Here is an 18080-nt window from a genome sequence, read left to right as displayed (position 1 = left end):
CTTCTTCCTTAAATTTCGTTGATTTGGCGCAAGAATCTGCGTGTCCGTTCCTCTTGGGGATCTTCAAAAAACCGCTGTGGAGCCGCTTCTTCGATAATATGACCATCTGCCATTAAAATGATTTTGGTCGCCACTTCACGGGCAAACTTCATCTCATGTGATACTACCAGCATAGTCATCCCCTCCTGAGCCAGCTCACGCATCACACTCAGCACCTCACCCACAAGCTCAGGATCAAGCGCAGAAGTGGGTTCATCGAATAACATGACTGCGGGTTCCATCGCCAGAGAACGGGCAATTGCCACTCTTTGTTGTTGCCCGCCGGAGAGCCGGGAAGGATAATATTCTTCACGATCTGCCAGTCCAACGCGGTCCAGAAGCTTCCGGCCTATAGATACAGCCTGTTCCTTTGGCAGCTTCTTCACGGTGATCAGACCTTCTATCACATTGCCTAGCGCTGTTTTGTGGGGATATAGATTAAATTGCTGGAACACCATCCCGCTCTGCTTACGGATATTCCGGGTGGCCTGCTGACGCAAACGTCTGGAGGCAGTGGCATCTACCACAATCCCATTTACTTCAAAGCTGCCGCCTGAGATGTCCTCCAGACCATTTAAGCAGCGAAGCAATGTGCTTTTGCCTGAACCGCTCGGTCCCAGAACAACAACAATATCCTGCGCTGCCACTTGTATATTAATGCCCTTCAGCACTTCATGATCCTGAAAATGCTTCGATAAGCCTGTAGTCGTTATCATGTTAACGTCATCTCCATGTTCAATAAGCTTTGGCCAATCTGCGTTCGAACCGCTCCAGGATAAAGGCTAGCCCTGTACTCATAATCCAATACATCACACCGATCCCCAGATAAAAAGGCATATATTGATAATACTGGGCAATGAGGAGCTGTGCTTGACGCAGAAGTTCGCTGACCGTGATTACTGAAACGAGTGAGGTCTCCTTCAGCATACCAATGAACGTATTTCCCATAGGTGGTATAGCTATACGCATGGCCTGCGGCAGCACAATTCTGCGCATCGCCTGCCATGGCGTCATTCCGGTTGAATAAGCAGCCTCTAGTTGTCCCTTCGGAACCGACAAAATGGCTCCACGGAACGTCTCAGACAAGTAAGCCCCGGCATTTACACTGAGCGCAATATAGGCTGCTGTCAGGGAACCAAGCGTAATCCCATAATCTACAAGCCCATAATATATGATAACAATCTGTACAAGAAGCGGTGTCCCGCGGATGACCGATACATAGAAACGGGCAATCCACCGGATCGGCGGATTCCCTTTGAGGCGGGCGATTGCCACCACGAGTCCAATCATCAAACCGAAGAACATCGAGACAATCGTCAACAGTAAAGTGTAACCGGCGCCCTTCAGCAAGAAGGGCAGATTGTCGAATACGAGTTGCATAAATACTACCCCCTTCCCGCCATAGGGCGCACACTCCAACATTTATTTTGCAGGTGTCTCATTGAACCATTTCTGAAACAGAGTGTCATATGTGCCGTCTGCCTTCATATCTGCCAATGCTTTATTCATGGCATCCCGAAGCTCTGCATTATCCTGGCGAAGCGCTACACCCGCCATATCGGATTTGATCGGTTCGCCCACCGCTTTAATCTGGAAGCCATTCTCATCCACAATCGGTTTCAAGGCATACAGATTATTAATGGTCGCATCAATCCGTCCTGCATCCAGATCCTTCAGTGAGGTAATGACATCATCATACGTCTTGATGGTGAAATCACCTACTTTTGGCAGCACTTCGGTACGCAGGTAGGTTTCATCGTTCGTTCCTAGTCCCACCCCAATCGTTTTTCCTTTGAAGTCTTCCAGCTTCGTGATATCTGAATTTTTGGTATTGACGATGATTTTGACATTGTTGGTGATGTAAGAATCCGTGAAATCAATTTGCTTCTTACGTTCATCAGTAATCGTAACCTGGCTAATCACGATGTCGAATTTCTCCGCTTGCAGACTTGGGATCAGCCCGGAGAAATCCTGAGTCGTGAATTCTGCTGTTACTCCAAGACGTTTGGCAATTTCCTTGGCGATATCAGGGTCAAAACCGTCAACTTCTTTCTTATCATTCAAAAAGGTATACGGCGGATAGGTTCCCATGGTACCGACCTTGATCACGCCCGCTTTTTTAATTTGTTCCAGTTCATTCGATGCCGTAGTTCCCGAATCTGAGTTCCCTCCGCAAGCGCTTAGTGCCAGACCGAATACAGCCAGAGCTGTTATTGTAACCATAGTTAATTTACGTTTTATCATTATTGTTTCTCTCCCTTTTATCTATTGTTTTCCCAACAATCCGTAAAATTCGAAACTGGCCAATTCACTCGCTAATTGCTGTGCCGAGGCATCGGCAACCTTAGAATGAATGTCTTCGGAGCCAAATAACCAGCGTGAGAGCAAGCCGTCACACATACTCATCAACAGAGCAGCGCGTAGCTCAACCTCTATACCCTCAGGGAGCATTTGCAGCTCTATCGCTCTTTCTATATTCCGGCGAAAAGCTTGCTCCATTGCATTCCGGGTAGCCGAAATACGCTTCCTTATCGTTTGATCGGCTCCATTTCCCATCAGGAGGATCTCCATAAGATGGCGGTTCTCTGCGGCGAAATTGAACAACCGGTGGAACAGTGCTTCTGATGCTTTTACCATATCCGCTATATCTCCCGGATCTTGACGATACCCTTGGGCAATCACTTGCAGCAGCTGTTCCTCGCCCGTTTCGATAATCTCCAGCGCAATTGCTTCCTTGCTCTTAAAGTGCCAGTAAAAGGTTCCTTGCGCTACACCCGCTTCCTGAACGATATCCGATATTTTCGTCTGATGATATCCCAGCCTGGCAAACTTCTCCAGAGCAATCTGCATCAGCTGAGTTCTGCGGTCTATGTTTCCGTTGTTTTCATCTATAGGCAATCCATCTCCCCCTCCCGATTGATTCGTCAGTCAGTTGTCTTTTTTTAAATCCTATAGGATAACTATGTTATTGTCAATAGATTCTTGATATTTCTTCCTTTCGTCAGATATACGACATTTTTTACCAAGCAATATGCCAAGTGCTAATCAGCCGGCCAGTAGCATGACGACTTAAACTTGAGACCAACGGGATTATAGCTCTTCATTAATCCTGCTTCCGTGTCGATAAATTTTAAGTACACATGGAAAAGTATGGAGGAGCATATGAACAGTAACCGCAGAACTGAACCTTTTCGCTACACTCTAAAAGAACCTGCTACATTTGATCTACATATTCTTACCATTAACGGAATCCCCGTCCCCCCCAAACCCGTAAGTGCCCAACTGCATGACATTAGCCGTTCAGGATGCCGCTTATCGATTCCTTTGAACATTAATCCGGAAGCTAACCTGGTACGTATAGGCATGGATATGGCACTCTCCTCAGAATCTATGTACTTAGAAGGAACATTGCGATGGTATAAGGAGGAATCTGATACCTTTCACTACGGCATTCAATTGGACATTCCTGAAGCTGACAAGGATCGCCTTCCAAAAATGCTGCGCACACTGGCTGGTGAAGGTAAAATATTGGTTCGTTGAGAGATACAAAAAAGGAGCATTCTCCGTAAGGGAGTGCTCCTTTTTTGTACACCTGAAACAGCCTCCAAGTTGGATTTGATCCCATACTTATATAAATATTTTAGCTTTCCAAGAATGCAATATAGTATTTACATTGTACAATACATAAGTTACAATCATTCCCAACCAATAACTGGAAAACTCCTCTGCGTTCGCCATTCCTTTCAATCACATAGTTTCTCGGCACGCTGCATTTGTTTTACCATAAACGTCAATCACTTTCGGATTAGCCACATCGGATTCTATTAAAACGGTTAGGCACAGATCAGCGCAAATATTATTCAGAACTAAGCGTATCTACCGAGGGGAGATCAAATTAATATGAATATAGCCGTCAAGTTCATGCAAAAATTCAAAAACGTCGATAACCAGAATAAGCTAAAGGTCTATCGGGACAAAACGGAGCTCATTAAGAAACGGAATATGGGAGCCTGGGATGACAAGCAGCTCCAAGCGGAATCTCTCCGGCTGCAAAAAGAAGCGCGGTCAGGTACACCTTTGGACAAACTGCTTATCGATGCTTATGCGTTAGTCTGTGAGGCAGCAAAGAGAAAGCTCGGATTACAGCCTTACGATGTCCAGATCATGGCTGCTATCGCTCTGCATGAGAGAAATTTGATCGAGCAGCATACCGGTGAAGGAAAAACACTCTCTGCTGTTATGCCTGCATATCTAAATGCACTGACCGGCCAAGGCGTTCATGTGCTGACTTTTAACGATTATTTGGCTAAGCGGGATGCGGAATGGATGGGCCCGGTCTATCGTTTCCTCGGGTTAACGGTAAACTCGGTTCAAGCAGGTATGAGCCTGTACGAGAAACGGGAAGCATACGCCAAAGATATAACCTATGTTACGGCTAAAGCAGCCGGATTCGATTACTTGCGCGACACAATTGCACTAAGCGAAGCCGATACCGTGCATCGTCCTTTCCACTACGTCATCGTCGACGAAGCGGACTCGCTGCTTCTCGACGAAGCGCGGGTGCCGCTAGTCATCAGCGGCGATTCACCCTCTTCCAGGAGCGACGGCTTTCGTTTTGCAGAAGTGGCCCGGCAGCTCAAGCAAGCAGAGCATTACGACTTCGATGAGTTCCAGCGGAACGTTTACTTGAATGAAGCAGGCGCTGAGAAAGCGGAATCGCTGCTGGGATGCGGCAATTTGTATGATAGTCACAACAGTCACTTGCTGACGTCATTAAATTGCGCACTACATGCGGAATCGTTATTAAAGAAAAACATCGATTATATCGTCCGGGACGGCAAAATTGAGCTGATTGAAGAATACACCGGCCGCGTGGCGGAAAACCGGTATTTGCCGGACGGGCTGCAAGCCGCGCTTACGGCCAAAGAGGGGCTGTCCTCCACAACCAGCGGAAAAATCCTCGGGACGATCACCATTCAACACTTCATCAGCCTGTATCCGCAGATTTGCGGAATGACGGCTACCGCACATGCTTCCGCAAGAGACTTCGAAGATGTTTATGCGCTGCAGGTCGTGCAAATTCCGCCGAACCGGCCAAACATCCGGATCGACTATCCGCATAGGATCTATACCCATAAAGAAGCCAAGCTTAAGGCACTCGTACAAGAAATCTCATCCGTCCATCGAACGGAACGTCCAATTCTCATTGGTACGTCAAGCGTCGAAGAGTCTGCCATACTGGCTGAGGCGCTAGCGGCTGCCGGTGTACCTTGCCATGTTCTGAATGCGAAAAACGACGCGGAAGAAGCTAACATCATCGCCAAAGCGGGAGAAACCGGTGCAGTGACAGTGTCTACAAATATGGCGGGACGCGGCGTCGACATCCGGCTCGGCGGAGGCGACCCCGCACAAGCAGAAGTAGTCGCTAAGCTGGGCGGGTTATATGTGATTGGCACCCATGTGAACGAAAGCGTGCGGATCGACGACCAGTTGCGCGGGCGTTCCGGCCGTCAAGGCGACCCGGGAGCTTCCGTTTTTTATGTAAGCATGGAGGACGAGTTACTGCTTCGCTTCGGCATCCATAAAGCGGTTCGCGATCCAAAGCAGGATAAGGCTCTTGAAGAGCCATTACTCAGCAATAAGATCACAAGTATTCAGCGTATTGTTATGGGTCAAAACTTCGATATCCATAAGGAATTGAACTGCTATTCAGATATGGTGGAGGATCAGAGGCGGCTTCTATACGAGGAGCGGCTCCGAATTCTGAAAGGCGAGAAGCCGATGAGTCCTTCGGAGCAGCGGGTCAGGCTTTTTTATATCGACGAGTTCTGGGCTGAACATCTTGCGTTCATTTCTTACCTACGCGAGAGCATCCATTTGGAGAGCCTTGCCAGCCGTAGTCCGATTGACGAATTTCATGCGCAAATCACCGAAGCCTACGAGCAAATTCCTGCTAAAGTAAATAGTGCGTCGGAAAAAATGCTTGAAAGACTCGGAGGTTCGAATGACCCGGCGGAGTGGGAAAAGCTCGGTTTAAAGAGCCCTGCCTCCACCAGGACTTATATTATTAACGATCAGTACCTACAGAATAAGCGAAGCTCATGGACCGGTACGACTGTATTTGCTTATTGGATCCGTATGATTATGAAGCCGGTGTTCAAGCTGTCCAAATATTGAAGACTGAACTATTATCTGAACTGAAACTATTTTTCGAAGCGAATCGTTGTCTCCGTGTTAACTTCGGGGCATACATAATACATCGCCAATGCATCTACGCCGCTTGGCGATGTATTCAATAATACGAACATTCCCTTCATAGCTTCCCCACTCACCCCAGTTTCTCCCCACAGTCGTCTAACGCACAGTATAATATACGAATAGAATATAAGCGTCCCGTTTTTAATACAAATTTTGAATCGAAAGTTTTGTGCAGCATGAATCTCTCATCGGTAAACAGCAAACAGGCTGTTCAGAGAATTGTTGGCTTCAACAGGGAAAAGGATATCTTATCCCAGTGGCTCGCGGCCTCAGATGCAAGTATTTGCGGGTTGCTGTATAACGGAAAGTGGTGGCGATGAATGATCAGTAAGGATGGCATACCGCCTGCAGAAAGATTCGGACAGATTGACCAAATGTGGTTCAGGCTTCGAAGCATCACGCAGAACAATAATCCCAAAGAAGAGTGGTCGCTTCGGCTGCAATTTCTTGAATCGCATATGCTCCTGATTCCGATATTTGGCCAGGGTTGGATAACAGTAGATGGAAAATACGCTGAACTCAGACCAGGATTTGTGTTTGTTTGCCTGCCGGGGCAGTTGATCGAAGCCCGTCTAGAGGGTTCAGGAGACCAGAGATTGTACATTCTGCGGTTTGATGTATTTGGTCAGCTTGATCTGCCTGAACATCAGGGACAGACAAGCTCATCAGAGCTTCTTATCCCCTTCCCCTTGGAAGGTGAAGCAGCGATTACATCAACTATAACCTACAGCAAACACTGTGAGGCCATCGGCGCTTCCATGGAAAGCATAAACCCCTTGAAGCGGCTGCATGCCCAGAGCGGATTCTATGAGCTGCTGTATAGTCTGCTGAACGATGTCAGCCAGCTCCAGCCAAGCGATACAGACACTGTGATGGAGCGGGTCAAGACATATATAGAGCAACACTACCGCGAAGAGCTCTCCATCCGTCTGCTGGCAAGCGAAGCTGGCACCAGCGAAAGGCATTTCATTAGACTGTTCAAGCAGAAATATGGTATCAGCGCGATTGAATACCTGACCGAATATCGGATCAGACAAGCCCGGAGCCTTATGCTGCCGCAAACGAATTATGAATTGAAGGATATCGCAACTTACGTCGGTTATAAGGACATCCCTTATTTCCGGCGCAAATTCAAGCAAATTACCGGTGTAGCTCCGGCAACATTCATGCGAAACGCCAAGCTGAAAATTGTTACTTACCACGGCAGCCTGATTGGGGATCTGCTCACCTTGAATATTATTCCCTGCGCAGCTCCGGCTGACCATCCTTGGACTGATTATTACCGCCGTAAATATGAGCCTAGTGCGGTACTCCCTCTTGCCCAAGATGACAATACCAGAATACAGCAGCTCAGCCTCCTCCAACCTGATTTTATTCTGGGGCTGGAGCAATCGCTAAGTCCGGACATACATCAGCAGCTTCAAGCGCTTGCACCCACTTATCTCGTGTCCCGGCTCCCGATGGATTGGCGGACGCAATTTAGATTCATCGGAAAATGCCTTAACAAGTCAAAGGAAACGGCGGTATGGTTAGACAAATATGAACGCAAAGCCGAGGCTGTCCGGGCAGACTTAGATCATGAACTCACTAAGGACAAGCTTCTTATTGCCCGAATATCCGGTCGTAAGATTACCGTATTGTCTAATCGAAGCTTGGGTGAAGTGCTCTACGATGATCTACATCTGCTCCCGGCGTCTGTTGTTAATCGCAAGCTTAGACATCAGACATTGACGCTGGAAGAGCTCGGGTCTGTGGATGCAGACAGGCTCCTGTTGATCGTGGATGAGGATGTCCACTCGCAGGCCATCTGGTCTGAACTCCGGGGCAAGGAGTCGTGGAAGCATCCTGATCCCGCCGGATATTCGCGTATTGACCATCTCCCTCCCTTCCCATGGACAGAGTATACATCGTTCACACAGGAGTTGATTCTTGACCTGGCGTTATCTCTTTGGCGTAATCGAACATAAAATATTGGCGAGATTGTCAATAGTCGGATTTGAAAGATTGTTTTATACTCCTAACAGTGATATTGATTCTCACTCTCAAGTGAGAATCAAGATATCGAAAATCAGGAGGTTACATAATAAATGAAACAGATAAGAACAGGAACGGCGTTCTGTATGGCTATTGTGATGGTACTGGTAATGGCAGCTTGCTCAAATAACACTGGACAGGCCGAGAATGCCGCCACAGCTGGAGCGGACTTTCGTGTAGTGAAAAGTGAAAAAGGCGAGATTAAGATCCCTACCAATCCAACCAAAGTCATCGGACTCTCCGTAGTTTATCCGGAGTTTCTGCAGGCATTGGGCGTTACACCAATAGCAGTACAGAATTACCATACGGATCTGCCAACCTATCTGCGGGAACCGCTCAAGGATACTCTTAAAATGGGCATTGCAGAAACCCCGAATTTTGAAATGATATTGGCCGCTGAACCAGATCTGATCCTTGCTCCCGTCTGGTGGTCTGACAAGGACTATGATCAGTTATCCGGGATCGCACCGACGGTTCTGCTGCCACAGCGTGATGACTGGCGTGATGAACTGAAGGATATTGGCGAAGTCCTTGGCAAGAAGGAAATTGCAGAGAAGGTCATTCAAGATCTTGCAGCCCAGGAAGCTGAAGCCAAGCGGAAGCTTGATGATCTGGTTGGCAACGAAACCGTGTTGTATATGATGGTTATGCCTAACAGTCTCCTCCTCTACGGGGATCAGATCGATCGCGGAAAGTTTATTCATACCACGCTTGGTCTGGAGACGATTCCGAACTTACCTAAAGATCCGTCATTATCCATTTCACTTGAGAATTTGCCCGAATATAATCCTGACCACCTTATTATTCAGCTGAATAATGAGGACAATGCCGAGATTAAGCAAACCTATAAAGATATGCTGGATAGTCCTCTGTGGAAGAACATGAATGCAGTCAAGAAGAATCAGGTGTATTTGATGTCGGGCAAGGATTGGTTTAACGTGGGCATGTCTCCGCTGGCAAACCGCTATGCGATTGATTCGGTTCTTCAAGCCTTTGAGGGTAACTCGAAATAAAGGGGATTTAAGGATGTGCGAAACCGATGACATACAATTGGGAGAAAGATTTTTCATTTATCCGGAGGCTGCGGAGAATGCAGTGGTTACTTTTTCACTTACCGAATTAAGCCTGCCTGCAAATGCTGAGTATTTACTCGAAACTTATGCTTCCATGCTCGGAACAGAGGACAAGCGTTTAGCAGCCGCCATCTTTTGCAGCTGGTACGCCGGAATTTGTGGAGCCAAATATGCACTGCTCACGGCTGCACACCCGATGGCTCATTCCTTGTGCCTGAGTAACATGTCTGTACAGCTCATCCGCACTGAGGGGTTCCCCATATTCTCCTTCCATATCCATGAAATTCGTGACGGCTTCTGCCTCAAACATGTTTCTGGGAAATTACTACTAGATGAGCTTGGTTTGTTCTATAAGAATGATGTTCGACCGATTATTCTTGCTCTTGCCAAAGCCGCACAAACTAAAGCAGTGATGCTATGGAAGCAAATTTATAATCAGCTATATACCTATATGGAAGAGGAAGCCCTGAACGCAACAGGTGACAGCACCCGCAACCTTATCATCGAGCAATTCAAAGCTATGACCTGGGAACTCGAACCGGAGGCATTCGGACTTCCCCGTAATCCGTTCCGCATCTTGCCCAGATTCAGAACGGACCGCAACCCTCCATACAACACTATATCTATTAAGGCCACCTGCTGTCTGGCCTATCAGCTCAGATCAGATCATGGATACTGCTGCAGCTGTCCTATACTGCCACCGGAGTAAACGGAGCTACTGGTAAATAGTCAACAGGTCAACCCCGCGGCCCCCGCGGTTTTTTTTGTGCGTATGCTAATTAATTGTTTCTTTTTGGCATAATCTATGGTATCTATTGTAAGTCAAAGAACAAAATGCAAACAAAGGGAGAGGTATTAATGTGGGATCGTAAAGAAATAAAGCGAAGGGCTAAGGATGTGCTCCGCACTTCGTACTGGAAGGCTTTTGTGGTGAGTTTAATACTGGTTTTACTTGGAGAAGGCTCAGGTATCCCTAGCTTGAATGAAAGAATAGGCTCCTCATCAATTCGTTCAGAATGGTCCAACTCGGTTCATGACTTGAATTGGGGATTTTTAGGACCTTTCCTTATTATCGTATTTTTCATTGTTAGCATAATCGCAGTACTTGGAATTGCATTTTATATCCTGGTCGGTTCTCCTCTCACAGTAGGTTCATTGCGTTACTTCAAGCAGGCCGCTGAGGGTGAAGTCCGTATGGGCAATATCGGCTATGCATTTAATAAGGAACGGTATTGGGCTATAGTTCTAACTATGCTCTGGAGAGGTTTTTTGAATTTCTTATGGTTCCTGTTACTGATCATTCCAGGAATAGTAAAATCCTATGCGTATAGTCAGGTACCTTACATCCTTGCAGACAATCCGAATATAGGATATAACCGTGCAGTAGAATTAAGCAACCAAATGACAAAGGGACATAAGTTTCGCATGTTTGTGCTTGATCTGAGCTTTATCGGCTGGATTCTGCTTGGCCTGCTGGCTCTTGGCATCGGCGTCTTATTCGTTCAGCCCTACATCAATGCCACGAAGGCAGAGCTTTACTTGGAATTACGCCATACTGCACTTACATATAAAATGACATCAGAATATGAACTCCGGCTAGCACCGACACGTTATTTATAGAATCGTACCCCTATTGATAATACGGAGAACAGCATAAAGAGCCTGCACAAGCTGCAGGCTCTTTATGCTGTAGTTATAACGATGAAAGCTTGTTCGTATTCTCGGGAGCAGGTAATGTCAACAATAATCAGTCAAACACCTGTTCTAGTGCTTGCGGATAATAAGGACTTATGATTTTATATGCATTCAAGTGAGGATTGTTCAAATCATTGTCATAGATGATCATATGCTGTCTGCCCTTTAAAATAATATCAAATCGTTGCTTGCGGTCAGCCTGCACGATCGTAATATAGTAGCTGAATTTTGTGTCAGAGTTTACATTACGGGCCGATTTCATTAACTGAATAGGAGAAAAATCATCATAAATCCTCTTAATGACTGCAGGATCAGTAATAATGACGTCTTTCTTCTCACCGGGAACTGACGACAATCGGGTGATTTCTAGAGAGGCGATTTCTTCCAAACGGATGGTGCTGGCTATGATTCGTTTAAACGAAGTATAGCGACTTGCTGAATAGGTCATCAAAGAGACGCCTACCCCTGTCAGAAGCGCACCGACAAGCATGTATTTCCCACTTTTCACCATAGTCCCCGTTCCTCCTGTAATACGATTCTGTAAGCTACAATTATAAAACGATAAAGAAATTGGTGCAAATTTGCAAGCGTTCCGGCCTGCTGTTTTGGTTATTTTTTCGTAATGAGTGCGACCACACTTTTTGTTCTTGACCCTCCCCCTACGCAAAGCAGCATTGATTTCGCCTGGATTTTCGAAGGCTGGACAAGAATTGAAGTAAAGCTTAAAGGCATGGAACTATTCTATATTTCGGCTCGTGAGCTTGATCCGGCGCTCGATTATTATACCCCGCTGCTCATCACAAACCGGTACAGCAATACAGGAACATCCAGAAGAAATCAGCAAATTTCTCAAAGCAACGGAAAAAGGCTATCAATATGCGATCGCACACCGGGAAGAGAGTGCCGACATTTTGCTGAAAGGCGGCTGTATGTAGGGAGCTGGAGTGACTGGATATCGTATCCTTCAAACCCTATCGCCACTGGTGAATAGTCAACAGGAAGAGCCCGCACGGGGTGCGGGCTTTTTGTGCTAAAATTGTATTCATGGCTTCGCTCCGCTGCCGCTGATGGAGCAGCATCCAACCTTTTTCGAAAAGTCCTTAATGGTTGCCGCCTATGCTATCAACCTTTATCCGCCAGAGCAAGTATTTTCCCTGCCTCCAGCTTGCTTAGATTTTCCCCGTAGGATTTACCAGTGCTTTTCTCCAGCTCAACAATGGCTCTCAACTGCGTCTCTGTCGCTGGTTGCATTTGAATCAGTTTCATGAGATTATCCCGGGCGATCATCTGTGCTATCTGGGGATCGTCTAACAGATACAGCATGCGGTACATACCCTCAATGGCCTTCTCTTCCCCGCCATCAAGTCCATATCCGGAATCTGTGCTTAGCATAAAACGATCGGGATACTTTTTAATCACAGGAATGAAGAGTTCCGGGTGCAGCCCTCCTTCTGGATTGTAGACGGAGAAGCCGGCAAAAAAATCAGCGTAAAGGTTCGGATATTTCGCCATTAAGCGATCGACTTCTTCAGGAGTGTTGTAGGCATTGATATGGGCGAAAATAAAAGTCGTATCCGGATGCTGCCTCAAAGCTTGCTCCAGCTTGGCTACCGGCTCTCCGCTTGGCGGATCGATATGCAAAAGAATTGGTGCCTTATATTTCGCAATCAGATCATAAATCTGTGGAAGATAACCATCCATGGGATCGTTCGCCTTCCATTCCACATTCGAAAGTACCGGAGAATGAGTTGAAGCCGCAGCAATCTCGCCCAGGCCGAAGTAGCCCTTTTCTAAATTGTCTTTGACTACATCAAGACTGCCAGGATCATGGAGATCAAAGCCGGAGAAATAGGGAATATAAAAGTCGGGATTGCTCTGGTAAGCGTACCAGCTGTAAGAATCGGTCAGAATTGCGCTATGTTCGGAAACGTCTCCGAAAAGAATGACATTTCGCACTTTATACTTCGTCCATACATCCTCCATCCTTTGAAACTGCTTGCCAGATGCATCATGATTATGAGCGTCGATCAGTCCCAGATGCCCGTATGTATTCACCAGCTGAGTAAAATCCGGCTGATCCGTTGACGATTTCAAATCCGTGTGTTCTGCCGTTACTGTGTTCTCAGGGCTTACCGCTTGAGTAGTTGCTGTCGCTTTGGGTTCCGCTTGATTGTCCGGTTGCGCTTCCGTACAACCTGATGCAGTCATTAACATACAACATGCCGCCAATATAACCAGGGATGTTTTATATCGATCCACCATCCAAAACCTCCCATAATAATTAATAATTCCAATTCGCATTATAACACGAAAATTATCCGGACAAGACCATTAATCGGAAACGTTTCCGAATTATTCATCACCACGGGCACCAGCTAAATTTCTAGGCATTTATTTAAACAAAAGAGGTGTCCACTGCCATACGAATAGCTTGTGGAACACCTCTTCTAATCACTTCAGCTCAGAACACTTCTAGGTTAACTATAGAATTGCCAGAATACGAGCAGGCTCACCAGAACAACCATCATCGCCCCTGGAAGAATGGCCGACCACTTGTCACGGGCAGTTAAAGCAGACCGCTTTCTCTTCTTCGGTACCAGAAGTGCCGCCAAGAACAATACCGCCAGTCCAGTCAGACTATAGTTAACTATAATCTGTGGGTATACTTCTGCATAGGCACGCTCATTATTGCTGATCATTCGCAGGGCCAGGATCAGATTGTTCACCACAATGCCGGTACCCGTTAAGGTGAGGCCTGCAGCCAGCTTGCGGCTAAGGGCAGCACCTGCCAGTACCGGGCTTATTCTCGCTCTCCGTTTGTGTAAGACCGTCTGCACAAGTAATACAAACGGGGCGAACATGAAATAGACAACGGCCAGCACCGCGAGCACGGCACTCAAGAGCAGCACCGGCATCGATTTACCGGCAGGCAGCGGCAAATAATCAGTGGTATACACCGAGATCACCTTTACCTTACCATCACTGACTGTTGCATGAAGCATGGGCCAGGCATCGAGCGCCGAGTCTCCGCTAACTTTCTGATAGAGATAAGGCTGTACCTGCTCATAGCTTCCGGTCATGCCTGCCAGTGATACCCGGAGCTGGTTTACTCCCTGCGGCTCAAGCGTCATCAGCGTAAGGTAAGGGAATAGATTCATGAAGCCGTGTCCAGGGCGGCGCGCAGCCATAAACTTGCCTTGAACCTCAGACGCATCGGGTAGATTGACAGCGGCGGCCTTCTCACGCATGCCCACAATCGCTTTAGTCAGGCCATAAACAATATTGGATTCGCTGGCCTGATTAGACATAATTACGATCGCAAACCGGTCTTCAGGGACGATCTGCAGATTGGTGGCAAAAGCAATTGTATTCCCGCCGTGTCCTAACGTCCGGTGCAGTCCGGGATATTCCCAGAACCCGTGTGCATTGCCCGGCATACCTTTCCCTGAGGTATAACTCCGTGCCAGCATCGTGTTCAGCGTCTCAGGTTTCTCGAATAGAGGAGACTGTTCTCCGGCTGCCGGCAGGAATGCCATCGCAAACTTTGCCAGATCCTCTGCAGTGCCGTTATTCCCTCCGTTGGGGTACATGGACATATAATTCCATGAACCTTCCGCAAAGGACCCTTCTTTTTCGAAGAAATAACCTTTTGCTTTATGCTTCAGCAGCTCCGGGCGGTCCTCTACGACGGAATAGGCAATGGAATCTTTCATTCCCAGAGGATCAAAGATATGCTGCTGAATGTATTCATGATAAGGCTGGCCGCTGATTCTCTCCACGATAAATGCAGCCAGGGAGTTGCCATAGTTCGAATAGGCTACAGCCTCACCGGGTCTGTAAATCTGTGCCGGCTGGGCAAGCTGCAGCCCCTCTTCTAGCGACCGCACTTCCTTAGGAGATTGATAGGCCATATCGAACATATACTCCTCAAATCCGGCATTGTGGTTCATCAGATTGAGCATCGTTATAGGATCATCATATTTCAGCTTAGATAGGAAATTCTCCGGCAAATAGCTGCGGATATCTATATTCAGATCAATTTTTCCTTGTTCTGCCAGCTGCATCACGGACGTCCATACAGTAAGCTTGCTTATTGAGCCCCACTCCATTACCGTATCCTTCGAGACAGGGATCTGCTGCTCCACATCGGCGTAACCGTACCCCTTGGACAGTACCACCCGGCCATCCTTGATCATAACAACAGACGCACCTACGGTATATTCACCTATGTATTCCTTTACATAATCATCGACAAAAGCTTCCAAACCAGCTAGCGGAATCCCGGAAGGGGTTGTTCCCCCTGCCCCACCGCTAACTTTATCCGTTGCAAACGCTGTGATACTAAAAGACAATAATAATAGTATCGAGAACACAAGTGTGAATCCTCTTCTTAACAATAAGACCTCTCCTTTAGTCGAGTAAATTCTTGCAGCTCTCCTATTCTAACAAGTATTCTCACACAAAGGCGCATAATTTTGTAAAATAAACCATATGCGGATTTCGGTTCTCCACACTTCCTCCACATACCAAAGAGCGGCCCCCAGTATTGGAGACCGCTGTGTGCTTTATTTTCGACGCTTTCACCGGGGTGTGCTGAACTACTCAATCAATTGCAACAGTTCTTTGATAATAAGATCAGGGTGATAACTGTGGATGTAATGTGAGCTGTCCTCTACAATAATTTGCTTGCCGTCAACCGACCATGAAACCAGCTCGGCTTGACTGTCTGCCCATGCCGGGTCCTCTGCCAGCTTGCCGAAATAATCTGCGGTCAGAACGCGAATGGGTAGATGCAGCGGCTTCTCACCGGCTAAAACAATCTGTGCATTCTCTTGGCTCTGGCGCATTTCATCAACCATATCCCGGTTACCGGCCAGCAGAAGCATTGATTTACGGTTTAATGTCCTTTGCGCTTCAGGGAGCAATCTTTCTTCGTTGCTTTCGCTGGCTGCCCAATTCTTAAAGGCGTCCAAATGATATAAGGTCCGAAGGACACCTATTGCCCTGAGCCCCTTGTAGAGGATTGGGATGAAGATCAGTTCAGGGCTATGTGCATAATATTCAGGGCTTCCGCCATCAATCATTAGGATTCCTTTCACTTCCTCGGGATAACGCTGGGCATAACGGATCGTCTCCAGTGCACCCATCGAGTGCCCAACAAAAACATATGGCGGCTTCTGACCTGAAACTTGTAGCAGTTCGTGAATTTCACTTGTAATCTCATCAATATTCCGTTCTTTGCCTGTCACGTCACTAAATCCGTAACCGAAGCGATCGTAGACTGCGATTTTCACATGCTGTTTCAGTCCTTCGTATAAAGGCGAAAAGTCAGCATATGGATTCGGTGTCCCCCAACCGGATGCAAATACAACGGTTGTTTCCCCTTCACCATCCGAATATAAATGCATCTTATTTCCCTTGACCTCATACAGCCTTCCAACCGGCTGGTAGGTTTTCCTGTCCTGGATCGCACAATACCACTGATAACAGGCTCCGATAGCTGTCAGAGCAACACATGCTGCCAACATCCAGAATGCTATTTTCCAAACTCGCCTCTTCAACATTTCAAACATCCTACCCCTTGTATAAACGTGCAACCGCAGACTCATTAAATCCTTTGACAATAAGATATACCGCTAAAATCATCTCATTCGCCGCTACAGGAAGTGAGAATAGAGCGCCCCAGACCGAAAGCTGCGAAAATACGCCGAACATTTCAAACAACGAAGCAAGGAAAACGGAGACCCCGCCTATCATTCCCAAGATCGAAATAAACCGAGGAACAAGCTTGGTATGATAGAAGATGTAACTATACATAAACGTATTAATCCCCAGCATGAAGTTAGGTCCAAGCAGGAAGGTCCAGTCATGAACGGCTTGCAATACAGTGCCGGACGCAAGGTACGTTGAGGGATCCGGGGCGCCTGCAGCTACATAATTCCGGCTTAAAGTTAGCAGGGACAATATGCTGACGATGCCGACAGTAATGACTACTGCTTCCATGAACCGAAAGAGAACATGACCAAGCGCGATGCTTTCATTGTACCTGCGTAAGAATGGAAACATGGTAACAGACGTCCCAACCGCCGAAACGACAAGGATCAATTCCATCAGTGCCCCCAGGATCACCTGGTTTGCGTGTGCAGCACCATCATTCAGGTAACCAGTATCTTTGAGAATCGGACTGTAAAGGATAAGCGCAACGATCGATGATGCAGCTGCAAGAATAAACAGCAATCCTACGACTTTCCCGGCTGATTTGGCTGAATTGGCTGATTTCATGTTTTAACCTCCATCTTCTTCTTTACGAGTTTGTTCCCCATAAAAAAATACCTCTTCCAAATGCAAGCTGAATGCCTGAGCGATGCGAAAAGCCAGCTCGAGCGAAGGCGAATAATTGCCCTTTTCCAAAGCCACGATGGTTTGCCGGGTTACACCCACCTTGTCAGCCAATTGCTGCTGCGTCATTTCGTTATATTCGAATCTTAATTTGCGGATGTGATTGCCAACAAGATTTTTACTCATTTTAGACTCCTCTCCTGTAGTGATATAGCTTTGTCACAGAGCCCGCGACATCGGAAATGAATCCCGAGACAATCAGGATGACAAACATCACCTGTACTGGCTGTTCGATGACAAGTGACCCCATGGCTAGAAGAAAACCGAGAATAAAGATGAAGAAGCCGTTTCGGTGTGACTTCAGTTCGATCTGTTTATCCAATTCATCCGCGAAATTCGGCTCCTTCTCCCCGGTCGTGATCCGAAAAACGATATTGAAAATGATACTGATCACGATATGCGCAAAGATGGAAACCAAAGTCAGTACGAGGACAAAAGAGCCCCAGTAGTGAAACATCTCTGTCTGCTCCATTCCTTCCGCAGGATACCGCACATACTTGTACGCGCTAAAAGATACGAAAATGAGAATGGCGCTAATGATCGATACGATGCTCTTTTTTTCCTGATAAGTCATGCTGTACC

General features: G+C 46.9%; 19 protein-coding genes. 7 read left to right on the top strand and 12 right to left on the bottom strand.

What is annotated here, in order from left to right:
• Positions 1 to 8 precede the first annotated feature (8 nt).
• From L6H70_RS02610 to L6H70_RS02595, 4 genes are read right to left on the bottom strand one after another with little or no spacing between them, the layout of a single operon-like run.
• Complete coding sequence (locus tag L6H70_RS02610; protein ID WP_236329486.1) at positions 9 to 755, bottom strand: amino acid ABC transporter ATP-binding protein; 747 nt, start codon at positions 753 to 755, stop codon at positions 9 to 11.
• Between the two features lie 19 nt (positions 756 to 774).
• Positions 775 to 1419 carry an amino acid ABC transporter permease gene (locus L6H70_RS02605; protein ID WP_054940381.1) on the bottom strand — a complete coding sequence of 215 codons (645 nt, stop codon included), beginning with the start codon at positions 1417 to 1419 and terminating at the stop codon, positions 775 to 777.
• Between the two features lie 42 nt (positions 1420 to 1461).
• Positions 1462 to 2283, bottom strand: coding sequence for a substrate-binding periplasmic protein (locus L6H70_RS02600; RefSeq protein WP_236329484.1), 822 nt, complete (start codon positions 2281 to 2283; stop codon positions 1462 to 1464).
• Positions 2284 to 2304: 21 nt separating this feature from the next.
• Positions 2305 to 2889: a TetR/AcrR family transcriptional regulator gene (locus tag L6H70_RS02595; protein WP_236333078.1), complete on the bottom strand. Its 585-nt coding sequence runs from the start codon at positions 2887 to 2889 to the stop codon at positions 2305 to 2307.
• A gap of 312 nt (positions 2890 to 3201) precedes the next feature.
• Between L6H70_RS02595 and L6H70_RS02590 the strand changes: the two genes are divergently transcribed.
• Both L6H70_RS02590 and L6H70_RS02585 read left to right on the top strand, forming a co-directional pair.
• On the top strand, positions 3202 to 3579 hold the full coding sequence (locus L6H70_RS02590; protein WP_236329483.1) for a PilZ domain-containing protein: 378 nt from the start codon (positions 3202 to 3204) through the stop codon (positions 3577 to 3579).
• A 360-nt stretch (positions 3580 to 3939) separates the two neighbouring features.
• On the top strand, positions 3940 to 6216 hold the full coding sequence (locus L6H70_RS02585; RefSeq protein ID WP_236329480.1) for a preprotein translocase subunit SecA: 2277 nt from the start codon (positions 3940 to 3942) through the stop codon (positions 6214 to 6216).
• A 26-nt stretch (positions 6217 to 6242) separates the two neighbouring features.
• Here the strand turns inward: L6H70_RS02585 and L6H70_RS28670 are convergent, their stop codons facing one another.
• Complete coding sequence (locus tag L6H70_RS28670; protein ID WP_279306720.1) at positions 6243 to 6371, bottom strand: hypothetical protein; 129 nt, start codon at positions 6369 to 6371, stop codon at positions 6243 to 6245.
• 246 nt (positions 6372 to 6617) lie between these two features.
• Between L6H70_RS28670 and L6H70_RS02580 the strand changes: the two genes are divergently transcribed.
• The 4 genes from L6H70_RS02580 to L6H70_RS02565 all read left to right on the top strand — a co-directional run bounded on the left by L6H70_RS02580 (position 6618) and on the right by L6H70_RS02565 (position 11024).
• Positions 6618 to 8264, top strand: coding sequence for an AraC family transcriptional regulator (locus L6H70_RS02580; protein WP_236329478.1), 1647 nt, complete (start codon positions 6618 to 6620; stop codon positions 8262 to 8264).
• 120 nt (positions 8265 to 8384) lie between these two features.
• Positions 8385 to 9344, top strand: a complete 960-nt coding sequence (locus L6H70_RS02575; RefSeq protein WP_236329476.1) for an ABC transporter substrate-binding protein — start codon at positions 8385 to 8387, stop codon at positions 9342 to 9344.
• Positions 9298 to 10113: a hypothetical protein gene (locus tag L6H70_RS02570; RefSeq protein ID WP_236329474.1), complete on the top strand. Its 816-nt coding sequence runs from the start codon at positions 9298 to 9300 to the stop codon at positions 10111 to 10113. Before L6H70_RS02575 ends, L6H70_RS02570 begins: the two co-directional genes overlap by 47 nt.
• 149 nt (positions 10114 to 10262) lie before the next feature.
• A complete protein-coding gene (locus tag L6H70_RS02565) occupies positions 10263 to 11024 on the top strand; it encodes a DUF975 family protein (protein ID WP_236329470.1) in 762 nt (253 codons plus the stop codon).
• A 127-nt stretch (positions 11025 to 11151) separates the two neighbouring features.
• Here the strand turns inward: L6H70_RS02565 and L6H70_RS02560 are convergent, their stop codons facing one another.
• On the bottom strand, positions 11152 to 11610 hold the full coding sequence (locus L6H70_RS02560) for a hypothetical protein (protein WP_236329468.1): 459 nt from the start codon (positions 11608 to 11610) through the stop codon (positions 11152 to 11154).
• A 111-nt stretch (positions 11611 to 11721) separates the two neighbouring features.
• On the opposite strand from L6H70_RS02560, the gene L6H70_RS02555 reads away from it, so the two are divergent.
• Complete coding sequence (locus tag L6H70_RS02555; protein ID WP_236329466.1) at positions 11722 to 12090, top strand: ABC transporter substrate-binding protein; 369 nt, start codon at positions 11722 to 11724, stop codon at positions 12088 to 12090.
• Positions 12091 to 12221: 131 nt separating this feature from the next.
• On the opposite strand, the gene L6H70_RS02550 is transcribed toward L6H70_RS02555, so the two are convergent.
• The 6 genes from L6H70_RS02550 to L6H70_RS02525 form a co-directional block, all read right to left on the bottom strand.
• The gene (locus tag L6H70_RS02550; protein WP_236329464.1) at positions 12222 to 13400 is read right to left on the bottom strand and encodes an amidohydrolase family protein; all 1179 of its coding nucleotides are present in this window, start codon (positions 13398 to 13400) and stop codon (positions 12222 to 12224) included.
• A gap of 176 nt (positions 13401 to 13576) precedes the next feature.
• Positions 13577 to 15451: a serine hydrolase domain-containing protein gene (locus L6H70_RS02545; protein WP_236329461.1), complete on the bottom strand. Its 1875-nt coding sequence runs from the start codon at positions 15449 to 15451 to the stop codon at positions 13577 to 13579.
• Between the two features lie 246 nt (positions 15452 to 15697).
• Positions 15698 to 16507, bottom strand: a complete 810-nt coding sequence (locus tag L6H70_RS02540; RefSeq protein ID WP_236329459.1) for an alpha/beta fold hydrolase — start codon at positions 16505 to 16507, stop codon at positions 15698 to 15700.
• A 166-nt stretch (positions 16508 to 16673) separates the two neighbouring features.
• Positions 16674 to 17381 carry a DUF4386 domain-containing protein gene (locus L6H70_RS02535; protein WP_236329457.1) on the bottom strand — a complete coding sequence of 236 codons (708 nt, stop codon included), beginning with the start codon at positions 17379 to 17381 and terminating at the stop codon, positions 16674 to 16676.
• Between the two features lie 3 nt (positions 17382 to 17384).
• Positions 17385 to 17624: a helix-turn-helix transcriptional regulator gene (locus L6H70_RS02530; protein WP_206104621.1), complete on the bottom strand. Its 240-nt coding sequence runs from the start codon at positions 17622 to 17624 to the stop codon at positions 17385 to 17387.
• Position 17625: 1 nt separating this feature from the next.
• Positions 17626 to 18072 carry a hypothetical protein gene (locus L6H70_RS02525; RefSeq protein WP_236329455.1) on the bottom strand — a complete coding sequence of 149 codons (447 nt, stop codon included), beginning with the start codon at positions 18070 to 18072 and terminating at the stop codon, positions 17626 to 17628.
• Between the last annotated feature and the right edge of the window lie 8 nt (positions 18073 to 18080).

The organism is Paenibacillus auburnensis (genome assembly GCF_927798115.1).
Taxonomy (GTDB): domain Bacteria; phylum Bacillota; class Bacilli; order Paenibacillales; family Paenibacillaceae; genus Paenibacillus_AQ; species Paenibacillus_AQ auburnensis.
Note: the sequence above shows the minus strand (reverse complement) of the source record. Positions and strands in the feature narration are given on the sequence as shown.

Bases quoted from the DNA above. Each gene is read 5' to 3' on its own strand.
- L6H70_RS02610 (WP_236329486.1), bottom strand. From the start codon at position 755: ATGATAACGACTACAGGCTTATCGAAGCATTTTCAGGATCATGAAGTG.
- L6H70_RS02605 (WP_054940381.1), bottom strand. From the start codon at position 1,419: ATGCAACTCGTATTCGACAATCTGCCCTTCTTGCTGAAGGGCGCCGGT.
- L6H70_RS02600 (WP_236329484.1), bottom strand. From the start codon at position 2,283: ATGATAAAACGTAAATTAACTATGGTTACAATAACAGCTCTGGCTGTA.
- L6H70_RS02595 (WP_236333078.1), bottom strand. From the start codon at position 2,889: ATGCAGATTGCTCTGGAGAAGTTTGCCAGGCTGGGATATCATCAGACG.
- L6H70_RS02590 (WP_236329483.1), top strand. From the start codon at position 3,202: ATGAACAGTAACCGCAGAACTGAACCTTTTCGCTACACTCTAAAAGAA.
- L6H70_RS02585 (WP_236329480.1), top strand. From the start codon at position 3,940: ATGAATATAGCCGTCAAGTTCATGCAAAAATTCAAAAACGTCGATAAC.
- L6H70_RS02580 (WP_236329478.1), top strand. From the start codon at position 6,618: ATGATCAGTAAGGATGGCATACCGCCTGCAGAAAGATTCGGACAGATT.
- L6H70_RS02575 (WP_236329476.1), top strand. From the start codon at position 8,385: ATGAAACAGATAAGAACAGGAACGGCGTTCTGTATGGCTATTGTGATG.
- L6H70_RS02570 (WP_236329474.1), top strand. From the start codon at position 9,298: ATGCGATTGATTCGGTTCTTCAAGCCTTTGAGGGTAACTCGAAATAAA.
- L6H70_RS02565 (WP_236329470.1), top strand. From the start codon at position 10,263: ATGTGGGATCGTAAAGAAATAAAGCGAAGGGCTAAGGATGTGCTCCGC.
- L6H70_RS02560 (WP_236329468.1), bottom strand. From the start codon at position 11,610: ATGGTGAAAAGTGGGAAATACATGCTTGTCGGTGCGCTTCTGACAGGG.
- L6H70_RS02555 (WP_236329466.1), top strand. From the start codon at position 11,722: ATGAGTGCGACCACACTTTTTGTTCTTGACCCTCCCCCTACGCAAAGC.
- L6H70_RS02550 (WP_236329464.1), bottom strand. From the start codon at position 13,400: ATGCGAATTGGAATTATTAATTATTATGGGAGGTTTTGGATGGTGGAT.
- L6H70_RS02540 (WP_236329459.1), bottom strand. From the start codon at position 16,507: ATGCATTTATATTCGGATGGTGAAGGGGAAACAACCGTTGTATTTGCA.
- L6H70_RS02535 (WP_236329457.1), bottom strand. From the start codon at position 17,381: ATGAAATCAGCCAATTCAGCCAAATCAGCCGGGAAAGTCGTAGGATTG.
- L6H70_RS02530 (WP_206104621.1), bottom strand. From the start codon at position 17,624: ATGAGTAAAAATCTTGTTGGCAATCACATCCGCAAATTAAGATTCGAA.
- L6H70_RS02525 (WP_236329455.1), bottom strand. From the start codon at position 18,072: ATGACTTATCAGGAAAAAAAGAGCATCGTATCGATCATTAGCGCCATT.